The organism is Aquitalea magnusonii (assembly GCF_003202035.1).
GTDB classification, from domain to species: Bacteria; Pseudomonadota; Gammaproteobacteria; order Burkholderiales; family Chromobacteriaceae; genus Aquitalea; species Aquitalea magnusonii.
Genome location: NZ_QJKC01000005.1, coordinates 234,856 through 254,383, shown reverse-complemented (window position 1 = coordinate 254,383; position 19,528 = coordinate 234,856). Strand labels below are relative to the sequence as shown.

General features: G+C 62.2%; 18 protein-coding genes. 4 read left to right on the top strand and 14 right to left on the bottom strand.

From position 1 onward, the window contains the following. Positions 1–107: 107 nt before the first annotated feature. The 3 genes from DFR38_RS07630 to DFR38_RS07620 all read left to right on the top strand — a co-directional run bounded on the left by DFR38_RS07630 (position 108) and on the right by DFR38_RS07620 (position 2,831). Positions 108–1,337: a branched-chain amino acid ABC transporter substrate-binding protein gene (locus tag DFR38_RS07630; protein ID WP_059285054.1), complete on the top strand. Its 1,230-nt coding sequence runs from the start codon at positions 108–110 to the stop codon at positions 1,335–1,337. Between the two features lie 137 nt (positions 1,338–1,474). Continuing rightward, positions 1,475–2,218: a metallophosphoesterase gene (locus DFR38_RS07625; RefSeq protein WP_059285053.1), complete on the top strand. Its 744-nt coding sequence runs from the start codon at positions 1,475–1,477 to the stop codon at positions 2,216–2,218. A 253-nt stretch (positions 2,219–2,471) separates the two neighbouring features. Further along, positions 2,472–2,831, top strand: coding sequence for a cysteine-rich CWC family protein (locus DFR38_RS07620; protein ID WP_059285052.1), 360 nt, complete (start codon positions 2,472–2,474; stop codon positions 2,829–2,831). 8 nt (positions 2,832–2,839) lie between these two features. Here the strand turns inward: DFR38_RS07620 and DFR38_RS07615 are convergent, their stop codons facing one another. Then, positions 2,840–3,973 carry a M14 family metallopeptidase gene (locus DFR38_RS07615; RefSeq protein ID WP_059285051.1) on the bottom strand — a complete coding sequence of 378 codons (1,134 nt, stop codon included), beginning with the start codon at positions 3,971–3,973 and terminating at the stop codon, positions 2,840–2,842. Positions 3,974–4,383: 410 nt separating this feature from the next. On the opposite strand from DFR38_RS07615, the gene DFR38_RS07610 reads away from it, so the two are divergent. Next, positions 4,384–5,208: a response regulator gene (locus tag DFR38_RS07610; protein ID WP_059285050.1), complete on the top strand. Its 825-nt coding sequence runs from the start codon at positions 4,384–4,386 to the stop codon at positions 5,206–5,208. A 65-nt stretch (positions 5,209–5,273) separates the two neighbouring features. Here the strand turns inward: DFR38_RS07610 and DFR38_RS07605 are convergent, their stop codons facing one another. From DFR38_RS07605 to DFR38_RS07545, 13 genes are all read right to left on the bottom strand, one after another. After that, on the bottom strand, positions 5,274–6,212 hold the full coding sequence (locus DFR38_RS07605; protein ID WP_110313230.1) for a p-hydroxyphenylacetate 3-hydroxylase reductase component: 939 nt from the start codon (positions 6,210–6,212) through the stop codon (positions 5,274–5,276). Positions 6,213–6,248: 36 nt separating this feature from the next. Beyond that, the gene (locus DFR38_RS07600; RefSeq protein ID WP_110313229.1) at positions 6,249–7,415 is read right to left on the bottom strand and encodes a p-hydroxyphenylacetate 3-hydroxylase oxygenase component; all 1,167 of its coding nucleotides are present in this window, start codon (positions 7,413–7,415) and stop codon (positions 6,249–6,251) included. 313 nt (positions 7,416–7,728) lie between these two features. Further along, the gene (locus DFR38_RS07595) at positions 7,729–8,907 is read right to left on the bottom strand and encodes a porin (protein ID WP_158527708.1); all 1,179 of its coding nucleotides are present in this window, start codon (positions 8,905–8,907) and stop codon (positions 7,729–7,731) included. 104 nt (positions 8,908–9,011) lie between these two features. Next, positions 9,012–10,355: a 4-hydroxyphenylacetate permease gene (gene hpaX, locus DFR38_RS07590; RefSeq protein WP_059285047.1), complete on the bottom strand. Its 1,344-nt coding sequence runs from the start codon at positions 10,353–10,355 to the stop codon at positions 9,012–9,014. A gap of 208 nt (positions 10,356–10,563) precedes the next feature. Further along, the gene (gene hpaI, locus DFR38_RS07585; protein WP_059285046.1) at positions 10,564–11,364 is read right to left on the bottom strand and encodes a 4-hydroxy-2-oxoheptanedioate aldolase; all 801 of its coding nucleotides are present in this window, start codon (positions 11,362–11,364) and stop codon (positions 10,564–10,566) included. Positions 11,365–11,420: 56 nt separating this feature from the next. After that, positions 11,421–12,224 (bottom strand): 2-oxo-hept-4-ene-1,7-dioate hydratase, encoded by an 804-nt coding sequence (hpaH, locus tag DFR38_RS07580; protein ID WP_059285045.1) that lies wholly within the window; start codon positions 12,222–12,224, stop codon positions 11,421–11,423. 9 nt (positions 12,225–12,233) lie between these two features. Continuing rightward, positions 12,234–13,691, bottom strand: coding sequence for an NAD-dependent succinate-semialdehyde dehydrogenase (locus tag DFR38_RS07575; protein WP_059285044.1), 1,458 nt, complete (start codon positions 13,689–13,691; stop codon positions 12,234–12,236). Next, a complete protein-coding gene (locus DFR38_RS07570; RefSeq protein ID WP_110313227.1) occupies positions 13,688–14,881 on the bottom strand; it encodes a Bcr/CflA family multidrug efflux MFS transporter in 1,194 nt (397 codons plus the stop codon). The genes DFR38_RS07575 and DFR38_RS07570 overlap by 4 nt, the downstream gene beginning before the upstream one ends. 12 nt (positions 14,882–14,893) lie before the next feature. After that, positions 14,894–15,274, bottom strand: coding sequence for a 5-carboxymethyl-2-hydroxymuconate Delta-isomerase (locus DFR38_RS07565; protein WP_059285042.1), 381 nt, complete (start codon positions 15,272–15,274; stop codon positions 14,894–14,896). Between the two features lie 63 nt (positions 15,275–15,337). Beyond that, entirely contained in the window at positions 15,338–16,186 is an 849-nt protein-coding gene (gene hpaD / locus DFR38_RS07560; protein WP_103522833.1) for a 3,4-dihydroxyphenylacetate 2,3-dioxygenase, read from the bottom strand. 109 nt (positions 16,187–16,295) lie between these two features. Further along, a complete protein-coding gene (gene hpaE, locus DFR38_RS07555; protein WP_059285041.1) occupies positions 16,296–17,756 on the bottom strand; it encodes a 5-carboxymethyl-2-hydroxymuconate semialdehyde dehydrogenase in 1,461 nt (486 codons plus the stop codon). Positions 17,757–17,809: 53 nt separating this feature from the next. Continuing rightward, entirely contained in the window at positions 17,810–18,589 is a 780-nt protein-coding gene (locus DFR38_RS07550) for a fumarylacetoacetate hydrolase family protein (RefSeq protein WP_059285040.1), read from the bottom strand. Further along, positions 18,586–19,350 (bottom strand): fumarylacetoacetate hydrolase family protein, encoded by a 765-nt coding sequence (locus DFR38_RS07545; protein WP_082693304.1) that lies wholly within the window; start codon positions 19,348–19,350, stop codon positions 18,586–18,588. The genes DFR38_RS07550 and DFR38_RS07545 overlap by 4 nt, the downstream gene beginning before the upstream one ends. Between the last annotated feature and the right edge of the window lie 178 nt (positions 19,351–19,528).

The window sequence follows — 19,528 nt, the reverse complement described above, 5'->3', positions numbered from 1 at the left end:
GTCGGCATTGGAATAATGCCGCCAGCGTTTCAACTTACAACAAGCTCGCTGCATGAGATCTGTCCGCCACAAGCGGACAGGAGAGACCGAAAGATAGAGGATTCAAGATGCAATTCACCAAGCTGACTACCGTTACCATCGCTGTCGCAGCTGCTCTGGCACTGTCTGCATGTGGCAAAAAAGATGATGCCGCCGCTCCGGCTGGCGCATCCGCTCCGGCTGCTGCCGCTGCTGGTGGCGACACTGTGAAAATCGGCTTTGCCGCTCCGCTGACCGGCCCGCAAGCTCACTACGGTGAGGAATACAAGAACGGCGTGACCCTGGCCATCGAAGATGCCAACGCCGAAAAGCCGACCATCGGTGGCAAGCCGGTGACCTTCGAACTGAGCGCCCAGGATGACCAGGCCGATCCGAAAACCGCTACCCAACTGGCCCAGAAGCTGGTGGACGACAAAGTTTCCGGCATCATCGGTCACTTCAACTCCGGTTGCGCCATCCCGGCCTCCAAGATCTACTCCGACGCCGGCATCCCGATGATCGCCATGGCGACCTCGCCGGTGTTCACCGCACAAGGCTTCAAGAACACCTTCCGCTCCATGACCTCCGACACCCAGCAGGGTAGCGTGATGGGCAAATTCGTCGTGGATACCCTGAAGGCCAAGAAGATCGTCATCGTTGACGACCGTACCGCTTACGGCCAGGGTCTGGCCGACGAATTCGAAAAAGCCGTCAAGGCTGCCGGTGGCGATGTTGCCAAGCGCGAATTCACCAACGACAAGGCAACCGATTTCGCTGCCATCCTGACCTCCATCAAGGGCGTGAACCCGGATGTGGTGTTCTACGGTGGTGCTGATGCCCAGTCCGCCCCGATGGCCAAGCAGATGAAGCGTCTGGGCCTGAAGGCTCCGCTGATTTCCGGCGAAATGACCAAGACCCCGAACTTCCTGCAACTGGCTGGCAAGGACGCCGAAGGCTCCATCGCTTCGCTGGCCGGCCTGCCGCTGGAACAAATGCCCAAGGGCAAGGAATACGCCGACAAGTACAAGGCACGCTTCAAGACCGATGTAGCCACCTACTCGCCGTACGGCTATGACGCCACCCGCGCCCTGATCCAGGCCATGAAGGATGCCAACTCCACCGATCCCAAGGCTTACCTGCCGGTACTGGCCAAGATCAAGTACTCCGGTGTGACTTCCTCCAACTGGACCTACGACGACAAGGGCGACCTGAAAGACGGCGGCATCACCGTGTACAAGGTGGAAGGCGGTCAGTGGAAGGTCATGCAAACCATCGGTGGCGGCGCAGCTGCACCGGCGGCCGCTTCCGCAGCCCAGTAATTCGCGGTATATCGCAATCGCAACGGCGCCGACTCGGCGCCGTTTTTTATTGCCGCTAACGCCAGACTCCTTCCCGCAACAGCCGGCGAGCCGGGCATAATGGATGCCGTATAGCCATCCGATCGGTGTGATTTCGCATGAGTGAGTTGTTTGTCAGCCTGCCGGCCAATCAGCAGGGCAGGGATTTTGTCGTGGGCGATGTCCACGGTTGCTTTAGCGAATTGCGCGCCTTGCTGGAGCAAGTGGTGTTTGACGGCAGCCGTGACCGCCTGTTGTCGGTGGGCGATCTGGTGGATCGCGGCCCGGAGTCGCCCCAGGTGCTGGAATGGCTGGCCAGACCGTGGTTTCACGCCGTGCGTGGCAATCACGAGCAGATGGCGCTGGATTTTGATCTGGCCGATACCGATGCCTGCGAACGCTATCTGCACAACGGTGGCGGCTGGTTTATCTGCCTGGACGAAGCCGACAAGCAGGCTTACCGGGCTGCCTTCGGCAAATTGCCACTGGCCATGGAACTGCCCAGCCCGCATGGGCTGATCGGCTTGCTGCATGCTGATTGTCCGCAGGACGACTGGAATGCGCTGCGCGAGCAGCTGTCCCTGCCCCAGCCCTGGGGAGAGGAGGGCAGCCGGCTATTGCGACAGATCATGTGGTGCCGGCTGCGCGCCCGCGGCACGCCACGGCAGCCGGTGAAGGGGGTCTGCATGCTGTGCGTCGGACATACTCCACAGCGGGAAGTACGCAGCATCGACAATGTGCGCTATCTGGACACCGGTGGTGTGTATGGCTGCAGCCTGAGCCTGTTGCAGCTGGATAGCTTGCAGATACACAGCATGCCGGTAGCGAACAAGGGCTATTCCAGCGCTGAGCTGAATGGCTGAGTGCAGATTGACCGGTTTAAATCACCATGTCATGCCATGCCGTTGTTATCATGTCGTCTGTATTTCGGGTGCCTGGTCCCGCGTGACGGGTTAGTGCTGTTCCCCTTGTTACAGATTGTGTCTCCATGCGTTTCTCTTCTCGTGTTTCCGGCCTTGCCATGCCGGTCCCCGCCTGTCGTCAGGCCGCCTTCCCCTCATCCTGCCTGCACTGGCCGGCTGGCATGCTGCCACCGCACGACAGCGGGGTGATGGCATGAGCAACACCATTCCTTCTCCCTGCCAGCAGCGCTGCCAGCTGGATGATGCTGGCGAGAGCTGCCTGAGCTGCCGCCGTACCCTCAAGGAAATTGCCGGCTGGCCCGGCTTCAGCGATTTCGAGAAAAAAGCCGTGTGGAAGCGCCTGCTGGCCTTGCCGCCCCAGGGGCAGTGCAAGCAGTGCCCGGCTTGTGGCGACAGTTTTAGCTGTCGTGCCGGCGCTGCGGCAGAAGAGTGCTGGTGTGCCCGGCTGCCGCACATCATGCCGCTGCTGCCCGAGGGCAGCGACTGCCTGTGTCCGGCCTGCCTGCTGCAGGCGATCGCCAGCCAGCCGCCCGCCGCCGACGGGCAAGGCTAGCCGCGTTTTCAGGCGGACAGCAGCTTGCCCGACTTGAAGGCTTGTGCCGTGGCCACCTTGGCCACCGTCATGCCGGCCGTGGCATAGGGATGCAGCTCATGGGCGTACAGCATGCCGCCATGCGCCGAGCTGAGTATGCTGACCTTGTCCTGCAAGGGGTCGATGATTTCCGCCACCGGCTGTCCGGCGGCCACCACATGGCCAGGCGCCACCAGAAAACTGACCACCCCCGGGTGGGGCGCCACCAGGTTTTCCGAGCCCGCCAGTGGCGTGGCCGGATAAGGCAATGCCGGCTGTGCTGGCAGGCTGTCGGCGGCGATCAGGCCGCGAAAACGCAGGAAGTCCAGAATGGCCGCGGCATCCTGCCGTGCCAACTGCTGGCTGACCTGATGCTGACCGCGCAGCTCCACCGTGACCGACAGACAGGCCATTTCGATGGGCAGCTCCAGCCCATCCTGACGGCACAGCGCTTGCAGTTCCCACCAGGTCTGGCTGCAGGCTTCATCGAAAGGATAATCGCCGGATTCGGTGGCCAGCAGTTGCGCATGCGACTGCAGATAGCGCGCCAGCGGTTCGCATTGTTCCCATAGCGGGGTGCCGGTGTATACGTGCAGGGCGGCGTTGCAGTCGCAATGCAGGTCGAGCACGATGTCGGCGTCGGCAGCCAGCAGCATCAGGTTTTTGCGCAGGCTGACCAGCTCGGTCGGCTCTGCCAGTTGTTGCAGATGCTGGCGGATGGCCGCGCGGATCAGGCGGGTATTGGCCTTGGCATCCGCCCCCAGTTGTTCTTTCACGGCGGCATAGACTGCCGTGGTCAATTGCGGATAGTGGCGGTTGAAATTTTGTCCGCTGGCCAGGTCGAAACGACCCATCTGGTAGCCCTGAATCGACTGCGCATGACCAATCGGATTAGCCTGCGGCACCAGGATGATTTCCCCGACAATTTTCCCCTGTTCCTCCAGTGCGCGCAGTGCCTGTTTCAGTTCCCAGGCAGTCAGCATGCCGGGTAGTTCGTCGGCATGCAGCGAGGCCTGGATATAGGCTTTGCCGGCGCTGCTGCCTGGCTGGCCAAAGTGGAAGCTGGATAGCTGACGCTGCGTGCCCAGGCAGCTGGATGTCAGGGGATGCTGGTGGTGAATCATGCTTGCTCCGTGTTTGCCGCAATAATGTGCTGGCCTGGTGGCCATCAGTCAGCAATGTAGCGCTTTGTCTCGCAGCTGTCTGCATCGGTGCTTGTCGGCACGCTGGCCATGCGCAGCGACCGTGGGCCGTGGCCTTGGGCTGAGGCAGGTTTGCCACAGTACTGGCTGGTGCCGGCACTATTTTGCCACCACCGGCTGGCGCGGCGTAATGATCAGAAACTTCCTATTGTTTGTTAAGAAATAACCCGGATAGTGATGCCGTTCCCCTTTCTAAGCTTAAACAGGCTGCTGTGTGGCCGTGTAGTACAAGCGGGCAGGCCGTTACATGATCTGAAGCTTGCCGGAGGCGGGAGTGTCTGGATAATCAGAAAACAGGTGTCAGTGTCATGTCAAACAATCAAATGCTTTCGATGAGGCAGGTCCTCGCCAGCAAACCGCTGGCCGGGGTGTCGGAATCCGGACCTGCTGGCTACGGTCATCAGGCCGAATCGCAAAATGTGCCAGAAGGCGCGCTGTGGGCCGAGGGTTTGCAGCCGCATGTCCTGGTGGCCGAGGATAATCTGGCCAATCTTTTCCTGCTCAACAGCCAGTTGCAGCGGCTGGGCTGCAAGGTGGTGGCCGTGAGTAACGGGCAGGATGCGCTGGAACAATGGCGGCAGGGGCAGTTCGACTGTCTGCTGACCGATCTGGGCATGCCCCAGCTGGATGGCTTCTGCCTGGTGCAGCAACTGCGCAGCGCCGGTGATCAGCGGCCGGTAATCGGCATTTCTGCCGATCCCAGCGAACAGGACCAGCAGCGGGCGATGGCGGTCGGCTTCAACATACTGCTGACCAAGCCGGTGGCGCTGCCTACCTTGCACACCACCTTGCTGCGTTTCAGCCTGGGCAGCAGCATGCAGCGGCTGCCGGTGTATGCCGGTAGCAGCCTGTCCGCCTTGTTTGATGGCGATGCGCTGCTGATGCGCAAGTTTGTCACCAAGCTGCTGGCCAGCAATGAGCAGGATCTGGCCGAGGCGCAGTCCTTGTTCCACGAGCGGCAACTGGCCGAGCTGGCGCATGTCCTGCACAAGATCAAGGGTGCGGCCAGGCTGATCGATGCCCAGCAAGTGGGGCGGAACTGCGAGCAGCTGGAGAAAGCCTGCAAGGCGGGTAATCTGGAGCAGATCGACATCCTGCTGCAGGACCTGGCCGGCCGCCTGCAGGAACTGGCCCAGCGTTTGCAGCGCATGGTGTAGGCAGGCAATGCAACAAGGGCAGGGCGCCTGGCGTCCTGCCCTTGTCGTGCTTTGCCGCGGCGGGCTTAGCGCTGGCGGATGATGGCGCGCAGGATATTCTTGAGTGCCGCCACTTCCTGTTCGCTGAAACCTGCCAGCATTTCCCTTTGCTGTTGTTCGGCCAGATCGTGCAGCGCCTCGGCCTGGTGCATGCCTTGCGCGGTCAGCTGGTATTGCTGCTGTTGCCGGCAGATCAGCCCCTTGCGTTGCAGCATTTCCATGGCCTGTTCCACTTCGCGCTCCGGCATGTTGACCTCGCCATGCAAGGCCGCAGCCTCCAGCCCATGTTCCAGCACCAGCAGCATGCGCGCCTCGCTGATGCGCAGGCCGGTTGCCATCTGGCGTGGCTGATAGTGGTGCTGGTAGGCCCGTACCGCCTGGGTCAGCAGGTAATAGATATTGTCGTTCAGCCGCCGCTGCAGCGAATCGCTGGCCGGTGGCGGTGCATCCTTTTTCTGCTGCAGGCTGTGGGGAAAGGCCATGGCATAGCTGCCCTGGTGATACAGCAGCGGGGCGCGGCCAAAATCATCCAGTGCCACCACCTTGCCGATCACGATCCAGTGGTCGCCTCCCTCATGCAGGGCATGGCGCTCGCAGACAAAGCGTGCGGCACAGCCTTCCAGTAGCGGCGCCGCGCCGGCCCCGCTCTGCAAGGTCAGGCCGGCAAATTTGTCCTCGGCCGGCCGGGCAAAGCGGTTGGACAGTTCGATCTGGTCGGCTGCCAGGATATTGACGGCAAAATGACTGGCGTCGCGAAACACCGGGTAGCTGCCGGAGCGCTTGTCTATGCTCCACAGAATGAGCGGCGGGTCGAGCGAAACCGAATTGAAGCTGTTGGCGGTGACGCCAACCTGCTGCCCGTCCGGGCCGCAGGCGGTCATCACGGTGACGCCGGTGGCAAAATTGCCCAGCGCACGGCGGAACAGGCGCGGGTCTCCCACACCGCCTGATGCTTGGTCTGTCATCCTTGTCTCCTTGTTTTGGCTGGTTGTGGGGTGGTGTCAGACCATGCTCGGGTCGGGTTCCAGCCCCATCAGTTCGCGGCCAAGGATCTGGGCGCAGACATCGTAATCGGTATAAGCGTGGGCGCCGGTCATGTGGGAATCACGGAACAGGCGTTGCAGCTCGTTGCCTTCCATCCAGCTGGTGGCACCGGCAGCGCTGAACAGGCGGTCCACTGCCTCGATGCACATCTTCACCGCGTAGGCCTGATTGGTGCGCCAGAAGGCCAGTGTTTCCCGGCTGGGGTAGGCATGACGGCGGCCGTGCTCGGCATGGTCCTGCCAGGTTTTTTCCAGAAAGGCACGGGCAGCGGCCACCTGATGGGTGGATTCGGCCAGGCGCATCAGCGCCGGGGTGGCGGTGCCGACATTGACGCCGGTGTAGGCGCGTACGCGGTTGGCGGTTTTTTCCTTGAAAGCCTGCAGCATGCGTTCGGCAATGCCCAGGCTGATGGCGGCAAAGCCGCTGGCAAAGTAGGGGCGATACGGGGTGTAAAAGATGTCGCTGTCCGGATAGAGGCCAAAGCCGCTGGAGCGGCCTTCCATCATGTCCTTGGCTGCTTCGATACGGTGGTTGGGGATGAAGGCATTGCGGATTACCAGGGTCTTGGAGCCGCTGCCCTTCATGCCCATGGCAAACCAGTTGTCGCGGATTTCATAGTCACTGCGCGGCAGCACGCCAAAGCTGTAGACCAGTTCGCCTGCGGCATTCTTGCGGCGCATGCCGACAATGGCCCATTCGGCGTGATCACAACCGCTGCTCCAGCCCATTTCGCCGCTCAGGTACACCCCGCCTTCTGCTTCCTCGATCTGGCTGAACGGGGCAATGCTGCTGCTGGCGGTGGCATCCGGGTTGTTGGCCCATACTTCGTCCTGCAATTGTTGCGAGAACATGGCCAGCTGATGGCTGTGGGTACACAGCAGACTGAAGGCCCAGGCGGTGCCGCCACAGGCCCCGGCCAGCGCGGCCACGCAGTCGGCAAATTCCGGCAGGGAGATTTCCAGACCGCCGTATTTTTTCGGCTGGAAGGCGCGGTGCATGCCAATGCTTTTCAGCAGGCGGATGTTTTGTTCCGGCACCTGGCGCATGGCTTCGGCTTTGTCCGCGTTGGCGGCGATTTCCGGCAGGATTTGCTGCAGCCGGGTCAGCAGGGTGTTCTCACTCATGAATGTCTCCTGTTGCATGTATTTTATTAACAAGTTAAGTATTCGTGCCGTGAGCAATGAAATACGGCAGCCAGCTGGCACTTGCTGTTGTTATTGTCTGACGAGCGTGGAAGTTCCGCTTGCTGACTGCATTATGTAGCCCATCCAACAGCCATGAAATACAAGTTTCAGGTTGATTACTGTACTTTTCATGGGTTTGTTCGGCCCTGCACCCAAAGGCAGATGGCGGCAAAAAAACAGCCACCCGGCAAGGAGTGGCTGACAAGGATGGTGCAGCTGAAAGGAGAATCTGCCCATCGGGAGCGGTTTGGATTCAGAAGCTGTGGCGCAGCCCCATGGCCAGGCCGTGTACCGTACTGCCTGCGGGCACCGTGCCAATACTGCTGAAGCCGAAATCATAGGCGGCACTGCCATGGTTCCAGATTTGCGAGTAAATGGCTTTCAGCGTGGTATGACGCGACAGGTCGTATTCGTAGCCCAGCTCGGCATGGCGTGCGCGCCCGCTATCGCTGGCCGTGCTGCCTTGCAGCTTGCCGGACTCGCCATACTGGCTGATCAGCCGTCCATGGTCACCGACGCCGATAACGGCCTGGGCATACCACACATTCTGGCTGAGGCTGCTGCCTTGATAACTGGCGGCGGCAGTGGGGGTGAGCTGGCCATCGGTATGGTCAAGCAGCAGGCCGATACGGCTGACCTCACCAAAACGGTAATAGCCACCTGCGCGCAGGTTCCATACCTGGCGGAACTGGGTTGTGCTGCTGGCAGCATCATCCACACCGGTGTCGATGCGTTCGTAAGCCGAGGTCAAGAGCCACGGCCCGCCACGATAAGTCAGGCCCAGGTCAAACACGCTGGCGGTATGGCTGGCACCGGCGGCGCGCGTTTCCACTGCGTCATAGCCCACGGTGGCGGTCAGTCCCTGCCAGCTGGGGCTGGTGTACTGCACGGCATTCTTGCGGCGGGTGTCGAAAGGGCTGGTGCGTACCAGGGTGTTGCCATTGCCGTCGGCCGGGGTGGCGCTGCCATAGCTTTTCAACAGGCCGTCAGTGGACAGGATATTGCCCAGCTTGCCCAGCAGCGCGCCGGACATGCCGATGCCGGTATTGCCCTGATTGACATCCAGCATGCCGGCCACCACGCGGGTGGGCGGGCTGATCAGGCCGGCCTGTACGCTGCCGACGGGCGTGGCCAGGCCGACAAAGCTGTCGCGGGTGCCGAAGGTGGCATAGGACGGCGCGCTGTCCAGCCACAGATTGCTTTCCACTTGCCAATAGGCGCTGAGGCCATTGCCCAGCTCTTCCCGGCCTTTGAAGCCGAGCAGCGAACTGTCCGAACTGATACGGCGCACGCTGCTGCCGGGCTGTCCGTTGGCAGCACCACGGGTGCCTACCGATTCGATGGTTTCGTCCAGCGTGCCGTACAGGGTGACGTCGGCGTGGGCCAGCAGCGGCAGCAGGAACAGGGCTGCCCAAAGATATTTGAATTGCATGATATGGCTCCGGTTTGGGCCTGCGTCGGCGATGGATGGACGCAGGCCGTCGCGGTGTGCGGCCATCAGGCCGGACACCGTGCAGGTAGGGAAGGGTTAATGTTTTAGTTGCGTGCCGGCTTTTGCAGCGGAATCAGCAGAAACACCAGGGCACCGATCAGCAAGGCGGCTACCGCATACAACAGGCCGCTGGTGAAGCTGTGCGACATGTCTTTCAGCCAGCCCACCACAAAGGAGCTGAGGGCCGAACCGATATTGCCGGTGGCGTTGATCAGGGCAATGCCCACCGCCTTGGCCTTGTTGGACAGGGTGGTGTCGGGCGTGGTCCAGAATATGGTCATGGCGGTAAAGGAGCCGGCCGAGGCCATCACGATGCCAGCCAGCCGTACTACCGGGTCACCGGCATAGGCGGTGAGCAGCCAGCCGGCGGCGGCAAACAGCATGGGCAGCACGGTGTGCCATCTGCGCTCCTGGGTGCGGTCGGAACGCGCACCCCACCACAGCATCAGCAAAATGGTACCCAGCTGCGGAATGGCGGCCAGGATGCCGATGGTGACATTGCTGCTGCCGGCATTGAAGCTTTTGACGATTTGCGGCACCCAGATATTCACCATGCTCAGGGTATTGACCAGGCAGAAATAGGCGAAGGCGAATTTCAGCACCGTCGGTTGCAGCAGCTCGTGCAGCACGCCGGAATGTTGCTGGGCCGGCTGGTGTGCCTCGGCGTCCAGCATGTTTTGCAGGCAGCGCTTTTCTTCCGGGCTGAGCCATTTTGCCTTGGCGGGGGAGTCGTCCAGATAGAACCACACCACCACGCCCAGCACGGCTGAAGGCAGGCCCTCCACCAGAAACAGCCATTGCCAGCCCGCCAGTTGCCAGATGCCGTCCATTTCCAGCAGATAGCCGGATACCACCGAACCCAGCGCGGCCGTCACCGGCATGGCAATCATGAACAGGGCATTGGCGCGGGCGCGATAGACACGCGGAAACCATAGCGTGAGGTAGACCAGCATGCCGGGCAGAAAGCCCGCTTCGGTAATCCCCACCAGTGCGCGCAGGATGTACAGGCTGGTGGCGTCATGGGCAAACATGGTGGCGGTGGAGGCAAAGCCCCAGGCCACCATGATGCCGGCCATCCAGCGCCGCGCGCCAATGCGGCTGAGCATGATGTTGCTGGGAATGCCGCACAGCACATAGGTGATGTAGAAAACGGTGGCGGCAAAGCCGAACATGGTGGCCGTCAGGTTCAGGCTTTTGGCCATGGTGAGGCCGGCAAAGCCGATATTGATGCGGTCCAGAAAGGAAAATACAAACAGGATGAACAGAAACCAGATCAGGCGTCCGGAGACTTTGCGGATCACCCGCTGTTCTTGTTGCGTATCATGATCAAGCGCCTGCTCTGCAATGGCGGGCGCGGTTTGGCAGGTCGTGGTTTTGTCCAGACTCATGCACATCTCCTCTTTATCGTGCCGGGAGCGTTCCGGCGTGTTGTCCTTTGTCGTGGTGCCTGCTCTTGCTGGCAGATCACCTTGTTGCCTTGCTGCGTTGTGTTATGTGGCGGTGCGGTCCTTTCGGTGGTTGTTAATTGAATATGTTAATTATTGGGTCGCTGCAGGCAGCGTCAGCGGACGACCTGCTGGGCCGTCCGGTGTGGGGTCAGTACACCCCACTGGCGCCGGCCTGCTGGCCGCCGCTCTTGAAGCGACCTGCCAATGCTTCGGCACTGCGTGCCAGTACCGTGCTGTCCACGCCCACGGCGACAAACTGCGCGCCAAGCTCAATGTAGTGACGGGCCAGTTTCTCGTCAGCCATCAGGATGCCGGCCGCCTTGCCCTGGGCGCGGATGCGGGCAATGGCCTGTTCGATGGCGGCTTGCACTTCCGGGTGGGCAGGCTGGCCGAGATAGCCCATGTCGGCAGACAAATCCGCCGGGCCGATAAACACACCATCCACGCCGGGGGTGGCGGCAATGGCATCCAGATTATCAAGGCCCTGGCGGGTTTCGATCTGCACCAGCACACACAGCTCTTGTTCGGCCTGCTTGAGGTAGCCCTCGATGCGGTTCCAGCGCGAGGCGCGGGCAATGGCGCTGCCCACGCCGCGAATGCCATGCGGCGGGTAACGGGTGGCGGCTACCGCCAGTGCGGCTTCCTCGGCAGTCTGCACCATGGGCAGCAGCAGGGTTTGCGCGCCGATATCCAGAATCTGCTTGATGCGTACCGGGTCGTTCCATACCGGCCGTACCACCGGCTGGCTGGGATAGGGGGCGATGGCCTGCAACTGGCCCAGCATGTCATTCAGTTCATTGGGCGCGTGTTCGCCGTCGATCAACAGCCAGTCGAAACCGGCGCCGGCCAGCAGCTCGGCGCTATAGGGGCTGGCCAGGCTCAGCCACAGGCCGATTTGTACTTCGCCGTTTTTCAGCGCCGCCTTGAAGCGGTTGGGTGGGTTTTGCATGAGATTCTCCTTAACAGTGGCGAAGCGTCGCTGGAGCGGGGGTTTTGTTAGCGGGTTTAAACAAAGCGGCAGCTGATGGCACCCAGCGGGCCATAGTCCACATGGAAGGTATCGCCAGCACGCGCCGGCACCGGGCGGGTGAAGGAGCCGCCCAGAATCACCTGACCGGGCTGGAGGCTGACATCAAACGGCGCCAGCTTGTTGGCCAGCCAGGCCACGCCATTGGCCGGATGGTTCAGCACTGCTGCGGCCACGCCGGATTCCTCGATCACCCCGTTGCGGTACATCAGCGCGGAGACCCAGCGCAGGTCCAGCTCGGAAGGCTTCACCGGGCGGCCGCCCATCACCACCCCGGCATTGGCGGCATTGTCGGAAATGGTGTCGAACACCTTGCGCGGCCGTCCGGAGGCCGGGTCGATGGACTGGCTGCGCGCATCGATGATTTCCAGTGCCGGAATGACAAAATCGGTGGCCTGATAGACATCAAACAGGGTGATGTCCGGGCCTTTCAGCTCCTTGCCCAGAATGAAGGCCAGCTCCACTTCCACCCGTGGCACGATGAAGCGGCTGGTAGGGATGTCACTGCCATCCTGGAAGAACATGTCGTCCAGCAGCGTGCCGTAGTCCGGCTCGTTGATTTGCGAGGACATCTGCATGGCGCGCGAGGTCAGACCGATCTTGTGGCCCTTGATCGTCCGGCCTTCGGCCAGCTTCATCTCCACCCAGCAGCGCTGGATGGCATAGGCGTCCTCGATGGTGATGTCCGGGTAGTCCAGTGAAATCTGGCGGATCTGCTCACCTTGCTGCTCGGCCTGATGCAGGCGGCGGGCGGTGTCCTGGATGATGTCTTGCGTCAGCATGTGGTCTCCTCAGTTGGCGATGCCGCCAAAGCACAGGTATTTGGTTTCGATGAATTCTTCCAGCCCGGCACGTCCGCCTTCGCGGCCCAGCCCGGATTGCTTGATGCCGCCAAACGGCGCCACTTCGGTGGAAATGGCGCCTTCGTTGATGCCGACCATGCCCGCCTCGATGGCTTCTGCCACGCGCCAGCAGCGGCCGATATCGCGGCTGTAGAAGTAGGCGGCCAGGCCGGATTCGCCGTTATTGGCCAGACGGATGGCGTCGGCCTCGTCGTGAAAGCGGATAAGCGGAGCCAGCGGGCCGAAGGTTTCTTCCTGCGCCACCAGCATCTGTTCGGTGACATCGGCCAGGACCGTGGGCTGAAAGAAATTGCCGCCGCGTGCATGCGCTGCGCCGCCAGTGAGTACCGTTGCCCCCAGGCTGACCGCGTTGGCTATGTGGCGCTGCACCTTGGCCACCGCGGCCTGGCTGATCAGCGGGCCTTGCTGCATGCCGGCTTCGCTGGCCGGGCCAACCTGCAGCGCGGCGACCGCGCTGGCGAGTTTCTCGGCAAAGGCGCGGTAGATGCCGTCCTGCACCAGCAGGCGGTTGGCGCAGACACAGGTCTGGCCGCTGTTGCGGAATTTGGCAAACAGCGCGCCCTGCACGGCGGCATCCAGATCGGCATCGTCAAACACGATGAAGGGGGCGTTGCCGCCCAGCTCCAGCCCCAGCTTTTTCACTGTGTCGGCGCATTGGCGCATCAGCAATTTGCCCACGGCAGTGGAGCCGGTGAAGCTGAGCGCGCGCACCAGCGGGCTGCTGGTCAGTTCAGCGCCGATAGTCACGGCATCGGTGCCGGTCACCACATTGAATACACCGGGTGGCAGGCCAGCCTGCTCGGCCAGCGCCGCCAGTGCCAGTGCGGACAAGGGCGTTTCGGCGGCCGGTTTCAGCACCACCGTGCAGCCTGCCGCCAGCGCCGGGGCTACCTTGCGGGTAATCATGGCGTGCGGGAAATTCCACGGTGTGATGGCGGCCACCACACCCACACCCTGACGGAGGGTGACCAGGCGCTTGTCGGCAAAGGGGCAGGGAATCACCTCGCCATACACCCGTTTGCCTTCCTCGGCAAACCACTCGATATAACTGGCACCGTAGGCGATTTCGCCCATGCTTTCGGCTGGCGGTTTGCCTTGTTCCTGGCTGATCAGATCGGCCAGTTCCTGCTGGTGTTGCAGGATCAGCGCATGCCAGCGCTGCAGCATGGCGGCACGCTGTTTGGCTGTCAGCTTTTGCCAGGCCGGCAGGGCGGCATGGGCGGCGGCAATGGCGGCACGGGTTTCTGCTGCGCCCAGATCGGCCACCTGGGCCAGCAGTGCGCCGCTGGCCGGGTTATGCACGGCAAACTGTTGTGCGCCGGATAGCCACTGGCCATTGATATAAGCCTGTTCACGCAGCAGGGAGGAGTGAGAAAGAGTGTTCATGAGGCTTTCCGGGAAAAACGGATCAATTGCAGACTCAGCCAGGCGGACACGCCGCAGGCCATCACCAGCAGACACATGGCACGCGGGCTGCCGTCAAACAGGCTGGCCACCAGCGCACTGGCCAGCATGCCGCAGCCAAACTGGCCGGATACCGCCAGCGCCATCACCGCACCGGCACGGTCGGCGTGCAGTTGCAGCAGCCGCGCCATGGCATTGGGGCCGATGCTGCCGGTCATGCCCACGCTGAACAGCAAGGGCAGCACAGTCAGCCACAGGCTGTGCCCGCCCAGCAGCCACAGTGCCAGCCCGGCCAGCGCCACCACGCCGCATTGCCATTGCAACAGGGTGTCGATGCCAAAGCTGGGCAGCAGGCGGCGGTTGAGCAGGCTGAACAGCACGATGGCGACGATATTCAACCCGAACAGATAGCCGTAATGCTGGGGTGCCACGCCAAAGTACTGGATGTAAACAAAGGGCGAGCCGGTGATATAGGCGAACATCGCGCCAAAACTCAGGCCCAGCGCCATGCTGTAGCCCATGGTGGGCAGGTCCAGCAGCAGGTGGCCATAAGCGCGGAAAGCCTTGGCCAGCGTGATGTCGTTACGGCCACTGGGCGGATGGCTTTCCGGTAGGCGCAGCGCCACCACGGCCAGCGATGCCGCGCCAATCAGCGCCAGCAGCAAAAACAGGCTGCGCCAGCCGGCCAGCAGCAATAGCCAGCCACCCAGTAGCGGTGCCAGCAAGGGAGCGATCATGGTGATCTGCTGCATCAGCGTCAGCACATGGCTGGCCTCGCTCAGCGGAAAGGCATCGCGCACGATGGCGCGGGCCATCACCGTGGCCGCCCCGCCGCCCATGGCTTGCAGCACGCGCAGGGCGATCAGCTGTTCTGCGCTTTGCGCCGCAGCGCAAGCCAGGCTGGCGGCCAGATACAGGCTGAGGCCGGTCAGCAATACCGGGCGGCGGCCATAGCGGTCGGACAGCGGGCCGTACAGCAGCATGCCGCCACAGAAACCGGCCAGAAAGCCGCCGATGGTCAGCTGGATGCGCGCCACCGGCGCGGCCAGGTCTCCCGCGATGCTGGGCAGGGCAGGCAGGTACATGTCGATGGACAAGGGGCCGAAAGCCACCAGCACACCGAGCAGCACGATCAGCCGGGCCTGTTGCTGTGGATTGCGTACTGCTTGCATGAAACAGGCTGCCTATCTGAAGCGCTGATGCACATTGTTGTGCTTGTAGCTGAGCTTGGCGTCCAGTTCGCTCAGTTCGAAGGTCAGTGCCAGATAGCGGGCATCAAACAAGGGGGCGAAGTGTTCCTTGATCAGTGCAAACAGGCCCTGGGCGGTGCGCTCGCGTTCTTCAAAAGTGCGGCCATGGCCGATTTTCAGGCTCATGTGGACAAAGGCGTAGTCGGCTTCGCCATCGGCCATGCGCCAGGTGTCCAGCCAGATGGCGCGGCTGCGGATGCCTGCCACCGGATACAGACCGGTGCCAATCAGGTAGGCATGGGCTTTTTCGAACAGACCGGGCAGGTCGGCCTGCTCGCGGATGTTGTCGGTACATTCGACGATAAAGTGCGGCATGGAATCCTCCGGGGAAAAACAGCCAGCCTGCCGGGGCAGGGCTGGCCGTGCGGGATGGCTGGATCAGACCGGCAGTACCACGTTGATCTGGCCGGTGCCGGAGCTGCCAAAGTAAGGCGTGATCACCTCGGCCTTGCCCTGGTATTCGTCCCAGCCCAGCGCGCCCAGCAGCATGGCGGTGTCGTGCATGAAGCCTTCGCCATGGCACTTTTCCGCATACTCCGGCAGCATGGCGCAGAAGGTTTTCCAGTCGCCGCGCTGCCACATGGCCACCACATCGTGGTCGAAGCTTTCCAGGAAGGGGCTCCATACCTTGTGCAGGTATTGCTCGGCCACGCCGTTCTGGGCAAAGCGGTGCGATAGCGAACCGCTGGCCAGAAACGCCACCTTGCCCTCGTACTGTTCTTCCACCGCCTGGCGCATGGCCATGCCCAGGCGGGCGCTGTCGGCCAGACTGTGTACCGTGCACATGGCGGACACCGACACCACCTTGAAATGCTGGTCGGGATTCATATAGCGCATCGGCACCAGCGTGCCGTATTCCAGCGCCAGCGTAGTGGCATCATGGGCGCGGGTATGCACGCCGGCCTTGGTGGCGGCATCGGCCAGCAACTGGCCCAGCGCCGGATTGCCAGGGTAGGCGTAGGGCAGGTTCTTGATGAAGTGCGGCAGTTCGTTGGAGGTGTAGACCCCTTCAAACGCCGGGGCGCAATTGACGTGGTAGCCGGAATTCACCAGCCAGTGGGTGTCGAACACCACGATGGTGTCCACCCCCAGTTCACGGCAGCGGCGGCCGATTTCCTTGTGGCCATCGATGGCGGCCTGACGGCAGCCCTGATGCTGGCCGGGCAGTTCGGATAAATACATCGACGGCACGTGCGTGATCTTGGCCGCCAGGGCGAGTTGTCCCATGGTGTGTCTCCTGTGTAGTCGTGAGGGCGGTGGGGCTGCTGTGTGTTGTGCCTGCAGGACGGCTGCTCTGCGTCAGCCTGTCCTGCCTCCAGCGCTGTTGTGCTGCTGTTTATACGCCCCAGCGCGGAATATGGTGGCTACCCATCGAGATGCAGACGTTCTTGATTTCGGCAAACACCTCGAAGCTGTACTCGCCACCTTCGCGCCCGGTGCCGGAGGCCTTCACGCCACCAAACGGTTGGCGCAGGTCGCGCACGTTCTGGCTGTTGATGAACACCATGCCCGCCTCGATGCCACGCGCCAGACGGTGGGCCTTGCCGATGTCCTGGGTCCAGATATAGGACGCCAGGCCGTATTCCACATCATTGGCCAGGCGCAGCGCGTCAGCTTCGTCGTCAAACGGCATCAGGCATACCACCGGGCCGAAGATTTCTTCCTGGGCAATGCGCATGCGGTTGTCCACGTCGGCAAACACCGTGGGCTGGATGAAGTTGCCACGCGCCAGATGGGCGGGCAGGTCAGCCGGGCGTTCCAGACCGCCAGCCACCAGCCGGGCACCTTCTTCCATGCCGATGCGGATGTAACCGGTGACCTTGTCGTAGTGTTGCGGGGTGATCATTGAGCCGACCTGGGTGGTCGGGTCTTGCGGATCACCAACCTTCAGGCGCTTGGCGCGGGCGGCGAATTCCTCGACAAACTTGTTGTACACCGGGCGCTGGATGAAGATGCGGCTGCCGGCGGTGCAGCGTTCGCCATTGAGCGAGAAGATGGTGAACAGCGCGGCATCCAGTGCACGGTCCAGATCGGCATCGGCAAAAATCAGCACCGGCGACTTGCCGCCCAGCTCCATGGAAAACTTCTTCAGCCCGGCATTCTGCATGATGCGCTGGCCGGTGGCGGTACCGCCGGTAAAGGACACGGCGCGTACGTCCGGGTGGCGCACCAGCGCATCCCCTGCGGTGGCGCCATAGCCCTGTACCACGTTGAACACGCCGGGCGGCACACCGGCTTCCAGCGCCAGACGACCCAGCTCGTTGGCCGTGAGCGGCGACAGCTCGGACATCTTCAACACCGCGGTATTGCCCAGCGCCAGGCAGGGCGCGGTTTTCCAGGTGGCGGTCATGAACGGGACATTCCACGGCGACACCAGGCCACACACACCTACCGGCTGATACAGCGTGTAATTGAGCATGCTGTCGTCCACCGGATAGCTGTGGCCGTTCATGCGGGTACACACTTCGGCGAAGAAGTCGAAGTTGTGCGAGGCGCGCGGAATCAGCACGTTTTTGGTCTGGTGGATGGGCAGGCCGGTGTCCAGTGTTTCCAGCTCGGCCAGCATCGGCACGTTCTGGTCGATCAGCTCGCCCAGACGACGCATGATTTTGGCGCGCTCCTTGGCCGGGGTGCCCGCCCACTTGGGAAAGGCTTCCTTGGCGGCGGCCACGGCGGCGTTGATTTCGTCGGCACCGCCAGAGGCGACTTCGGTAATCACTTCGCCGGTGGCCGGATTGACGGTTTCAAAGACTTGCTTGCTCTCGACCTCGCGGCCATTGATCCAGTGCTTGATCATCTTGTGTTCTCCTGTGCAGGCGCGCCGTCTACCGGGCCGCGCCGGATAATGTTTCAGACGGTTTGTGCCTGGCGGGCTGCGAATTGCGCTTCGCTGACAATGTGGTTCACCAGACGGCCCACCCCTTCCACCTCGACAATCACTTCATCGCCCGGCACCACATCGGCCAGCCCTTCCGGCGTGCCGGTGGCGATCATGTCGCCGGGGGACAGGGTCATGAAGCTGCTGAGGTATTCGATGAGGAAGGGAATGTCGAACACCATGTCGCGGGTGTTGCCCTGTTGGCGCAGCTCGCCATTCACCCAGGTACGCAGGGTGAGTGCAGCCGGGTTGGCCACGTCGTCACGGTCTACCCACCACGGGCCGATAGGGGTGAGGGTGTCGCGGTTTTTCACCCGCAGATTCGGCCGGTAGTAGTTTTCCAGGTAGTCGCGCACTGCGTAGTCATTGCACACGCTGTAGCCGGCCACGTAGTCCATGGCCTCTGCGCGGCTGACGTTCTTGGCGGTTTTGCCGATGATCACCACCAGCTCGCATTCGTAATGCATGTACGTGATGTTGTCCGGCCGTACCGATACCTGCCGGTGGCCGGTGAGCGTGGCCGGTGACTTGAGGAAAACCAGCGGCTCGGTCGGGGCCTTGAAGGCCAGTTCGGCGGCGTGGTCGGCATAGTTCAGCCCCAGTGCGAATACCGTGCCTTCGGCTGGTGGCAGCCATTCGACGGCGTCTTCCGCCAGGCGGCGGCCATCGGCCAGCTGTACCGAATGGTCGTCATTTACCAGCACGGCGTGGATGTCTGCCTCACCGGGCAGGCGGATGCGGGCATGTTTCATTGGGCGCTTTCCTCGGCGATCAAACGGTTTTCCAGGCGGCCAATGCCGGCTATCTCCACGGCTACGGTGTCGCCGGGGCGGATTTCCAGCTGGCGCAGCGGGGTGGCGGGGATGATCAGGTCGCCCGGCTGCAAGGTCATGAACTGGCTGAGGGCGGCAATAAGCTGCGGCACGGAGCGCAGCCAGTCGCGGCTGTGGTTGGTTTCGGCCAGCTCACCGTTCAGGTAGCTGCGGATTTCCACGTTCAGCGGGTCGAGGGCGGCAGCATCCACCAGCCACGGCCCCATCGGGCAGAAGCCGTCACGACATTTGGCCTTGACGGCCGGGCGGTAGAAGCTGCTTTCTTCCAGGCTGATTTCATTCACTATCGTGTAGCCAGCCACCACATCCAGTGCCTGTTGTTCAGTCAGCTTGCTAGCCGTCTTGCCAATCACCACGCCCAGCGCGCCACCGGCAAACACCTTGCCAGCTTGTGTCGGCAGGGCAATGGTGCTGCCGTGGCCGGCGTGGGTATTGCGCGGCTTGATGAACAGCACCGGCGTGGCCGGGGCTTTCTGGTAGGGAGGCTGCTGGAATTCGGCTTCCAGCTGCTCCAGCAGGCTGCGGTGGTTGAGCGCCACGCCATAGACGGTGCCGGTGACGGGGGCCAGCCATTGCGGGCTGTCCGCCAGTGGATTGCCGTTGTCCAGCAGCAACTTGCCATCGGCCAGTGGTGTTACCTGGCGGGCTTGCTGGTTCAGCACGATGCGGCCTTGCTTCATCGGTCTCTTCCTTGTGGTGGTGGTGGACAGCGGGGCTGGCCATTTATTTAATATGTTAACTTTATACGGTTGGGGCAAAGGATTTGTCAACGCAGCCATCCGGCCAGCCAGCGGGCCGACTGCCACTATGCCGGCAGTGGGGCAGTACTTTCTGTACTATTAACTGTACTTTTCATGG

Excerpts from the sequence above, each read along its gene's own strand:
- DFR38_RS07630 (WP_059285054.1), top strand. The coding sequence starts at position 108 with ATGCAATTCACCAAGCTGACTACCGTTACCATCGCTGTCGCAGCTGCT.
- DFR38_RS07625 (WP_059285053.1), top strand. The coding sequence starts at position 1,475 with ATGAGTGAGTTGTTTGTCAGCCTGCCGGCCAATCAGCAGGGCAGGGAT.
- DFR38_RS07620 (WP_059285052.1), top strand. The coding sequence starts at position 2,472 with ATGAGCAACACCATTCCTTCTCCCTGCCAGCAGCGCTGCCAGCTGGAT.
- DFR38_RS07615 (WP_059285051.1), bottom strand. The coding sequence starts at position 3,973 with ATGATTCACCACCAGCATCCCCTGACATCCAGCTGCCTGGGCACGCAG.
- DFR38_RS07610 (WP_059285050.1), top strand. The coding sequence starts at position 4,384 with ATGAGGCAGGTCCTCGCCAGCAAACCGCTGGCCGGGGTGTCGGAATCC.
- DFR38_RS07605 (WP_110313230.1), bottom strand. The coding sequence starts at position 6,212 with ATGACAGACCAAGCATCAGGCGGTGTGGGAGACCCGCGCCTGTTCCGC.
- DFR38_RS07600 (WP_110313229.1), bottom strand. The coding sequence starts at position 7,415 with ATGAGTGAGAACACCCTGCTGACCCGGCTGCAGCAAATCCTGCCGGAA.
- DFR38_RS07595 (WP_158527708.1), bottom strand. The coding sequence starts at position 8,907 with ATGCAATTCAAATATCTTTGGGCAGCCCTGTTCCTGCTGCCGCTGCTG.
- hpaX (WP_059285047.1), bottom strand. The coding sequence starts at position 10,355 with ATGAGTCTGGACAAAACCACGACCTGCCAAACCGCGCCCGCCATTGCA.
- hpaI (WP_059285046.1), bottom strand. The coding sequence starts at position 11,364 with ATGCAAAACCCACCCAACCGCTTCAAGGCGGCGCTGAAAAACGGCGAA.
- hpaH (WP_059285045.1), bottom strand. The coding sequence starts at position 12,224 with ATGCTGACGCAAGACATCATCCAGGACACCGCCCGCCGCCTGCATCAG.
- DFR38_RS07575 (WP_059285044.1), bottom strand. The coding sequence starts at position 13,691 with ATGAACACTCTTTCTCACTCCTCCCTGCTGCGTGAACAGGCTTATATC.
- DFR38_RS07570 (WP_110313227.1), bottom strand. The coding sequence starts at position 14,881 with ATGCAAGCAGTACGCAATCCACAGCAACAGGCCCGGCTGATCGTGCTG.
- DFR38_RS07565 (WP_059285042.1), bottom strand. The coding sequence starts at position 15,274 with ATGCCGCACTTTATCGTCGAATGTACCGACAACATCCGCGAGCAGGCC.
- hpaD (WP_103522833.1), bottom strand. The coding sequence starts at position 16,186 with ATGGGACAACTCGCCCTGGCGGCCAAGATCACGCACGTGCCGTCGATG.
- hpaE (WP_059285041.1), bottom strand. The coding sequence starts at position 17,756 with ATGATCAAGCACTGGATCAATGGCCGCGAGGTCGAGAGCAAGCAAGTC.
- DFR38_RS07550 (WP_059285040.1), bottom strand. The coding sequence starts at position 18,589 with ATGAAACATGCCCGCATCCGCCTGCCCGGTGAGGCAGACATCCACGCC.
- DFR38_RS07545 (WP_082693304.1), bottom strand. The coding sequence starts at position 19,350 with ATGAAGCAAGGCCGCATCGTGCTGAACCAGCAAGCCCGCCAGGTAACA.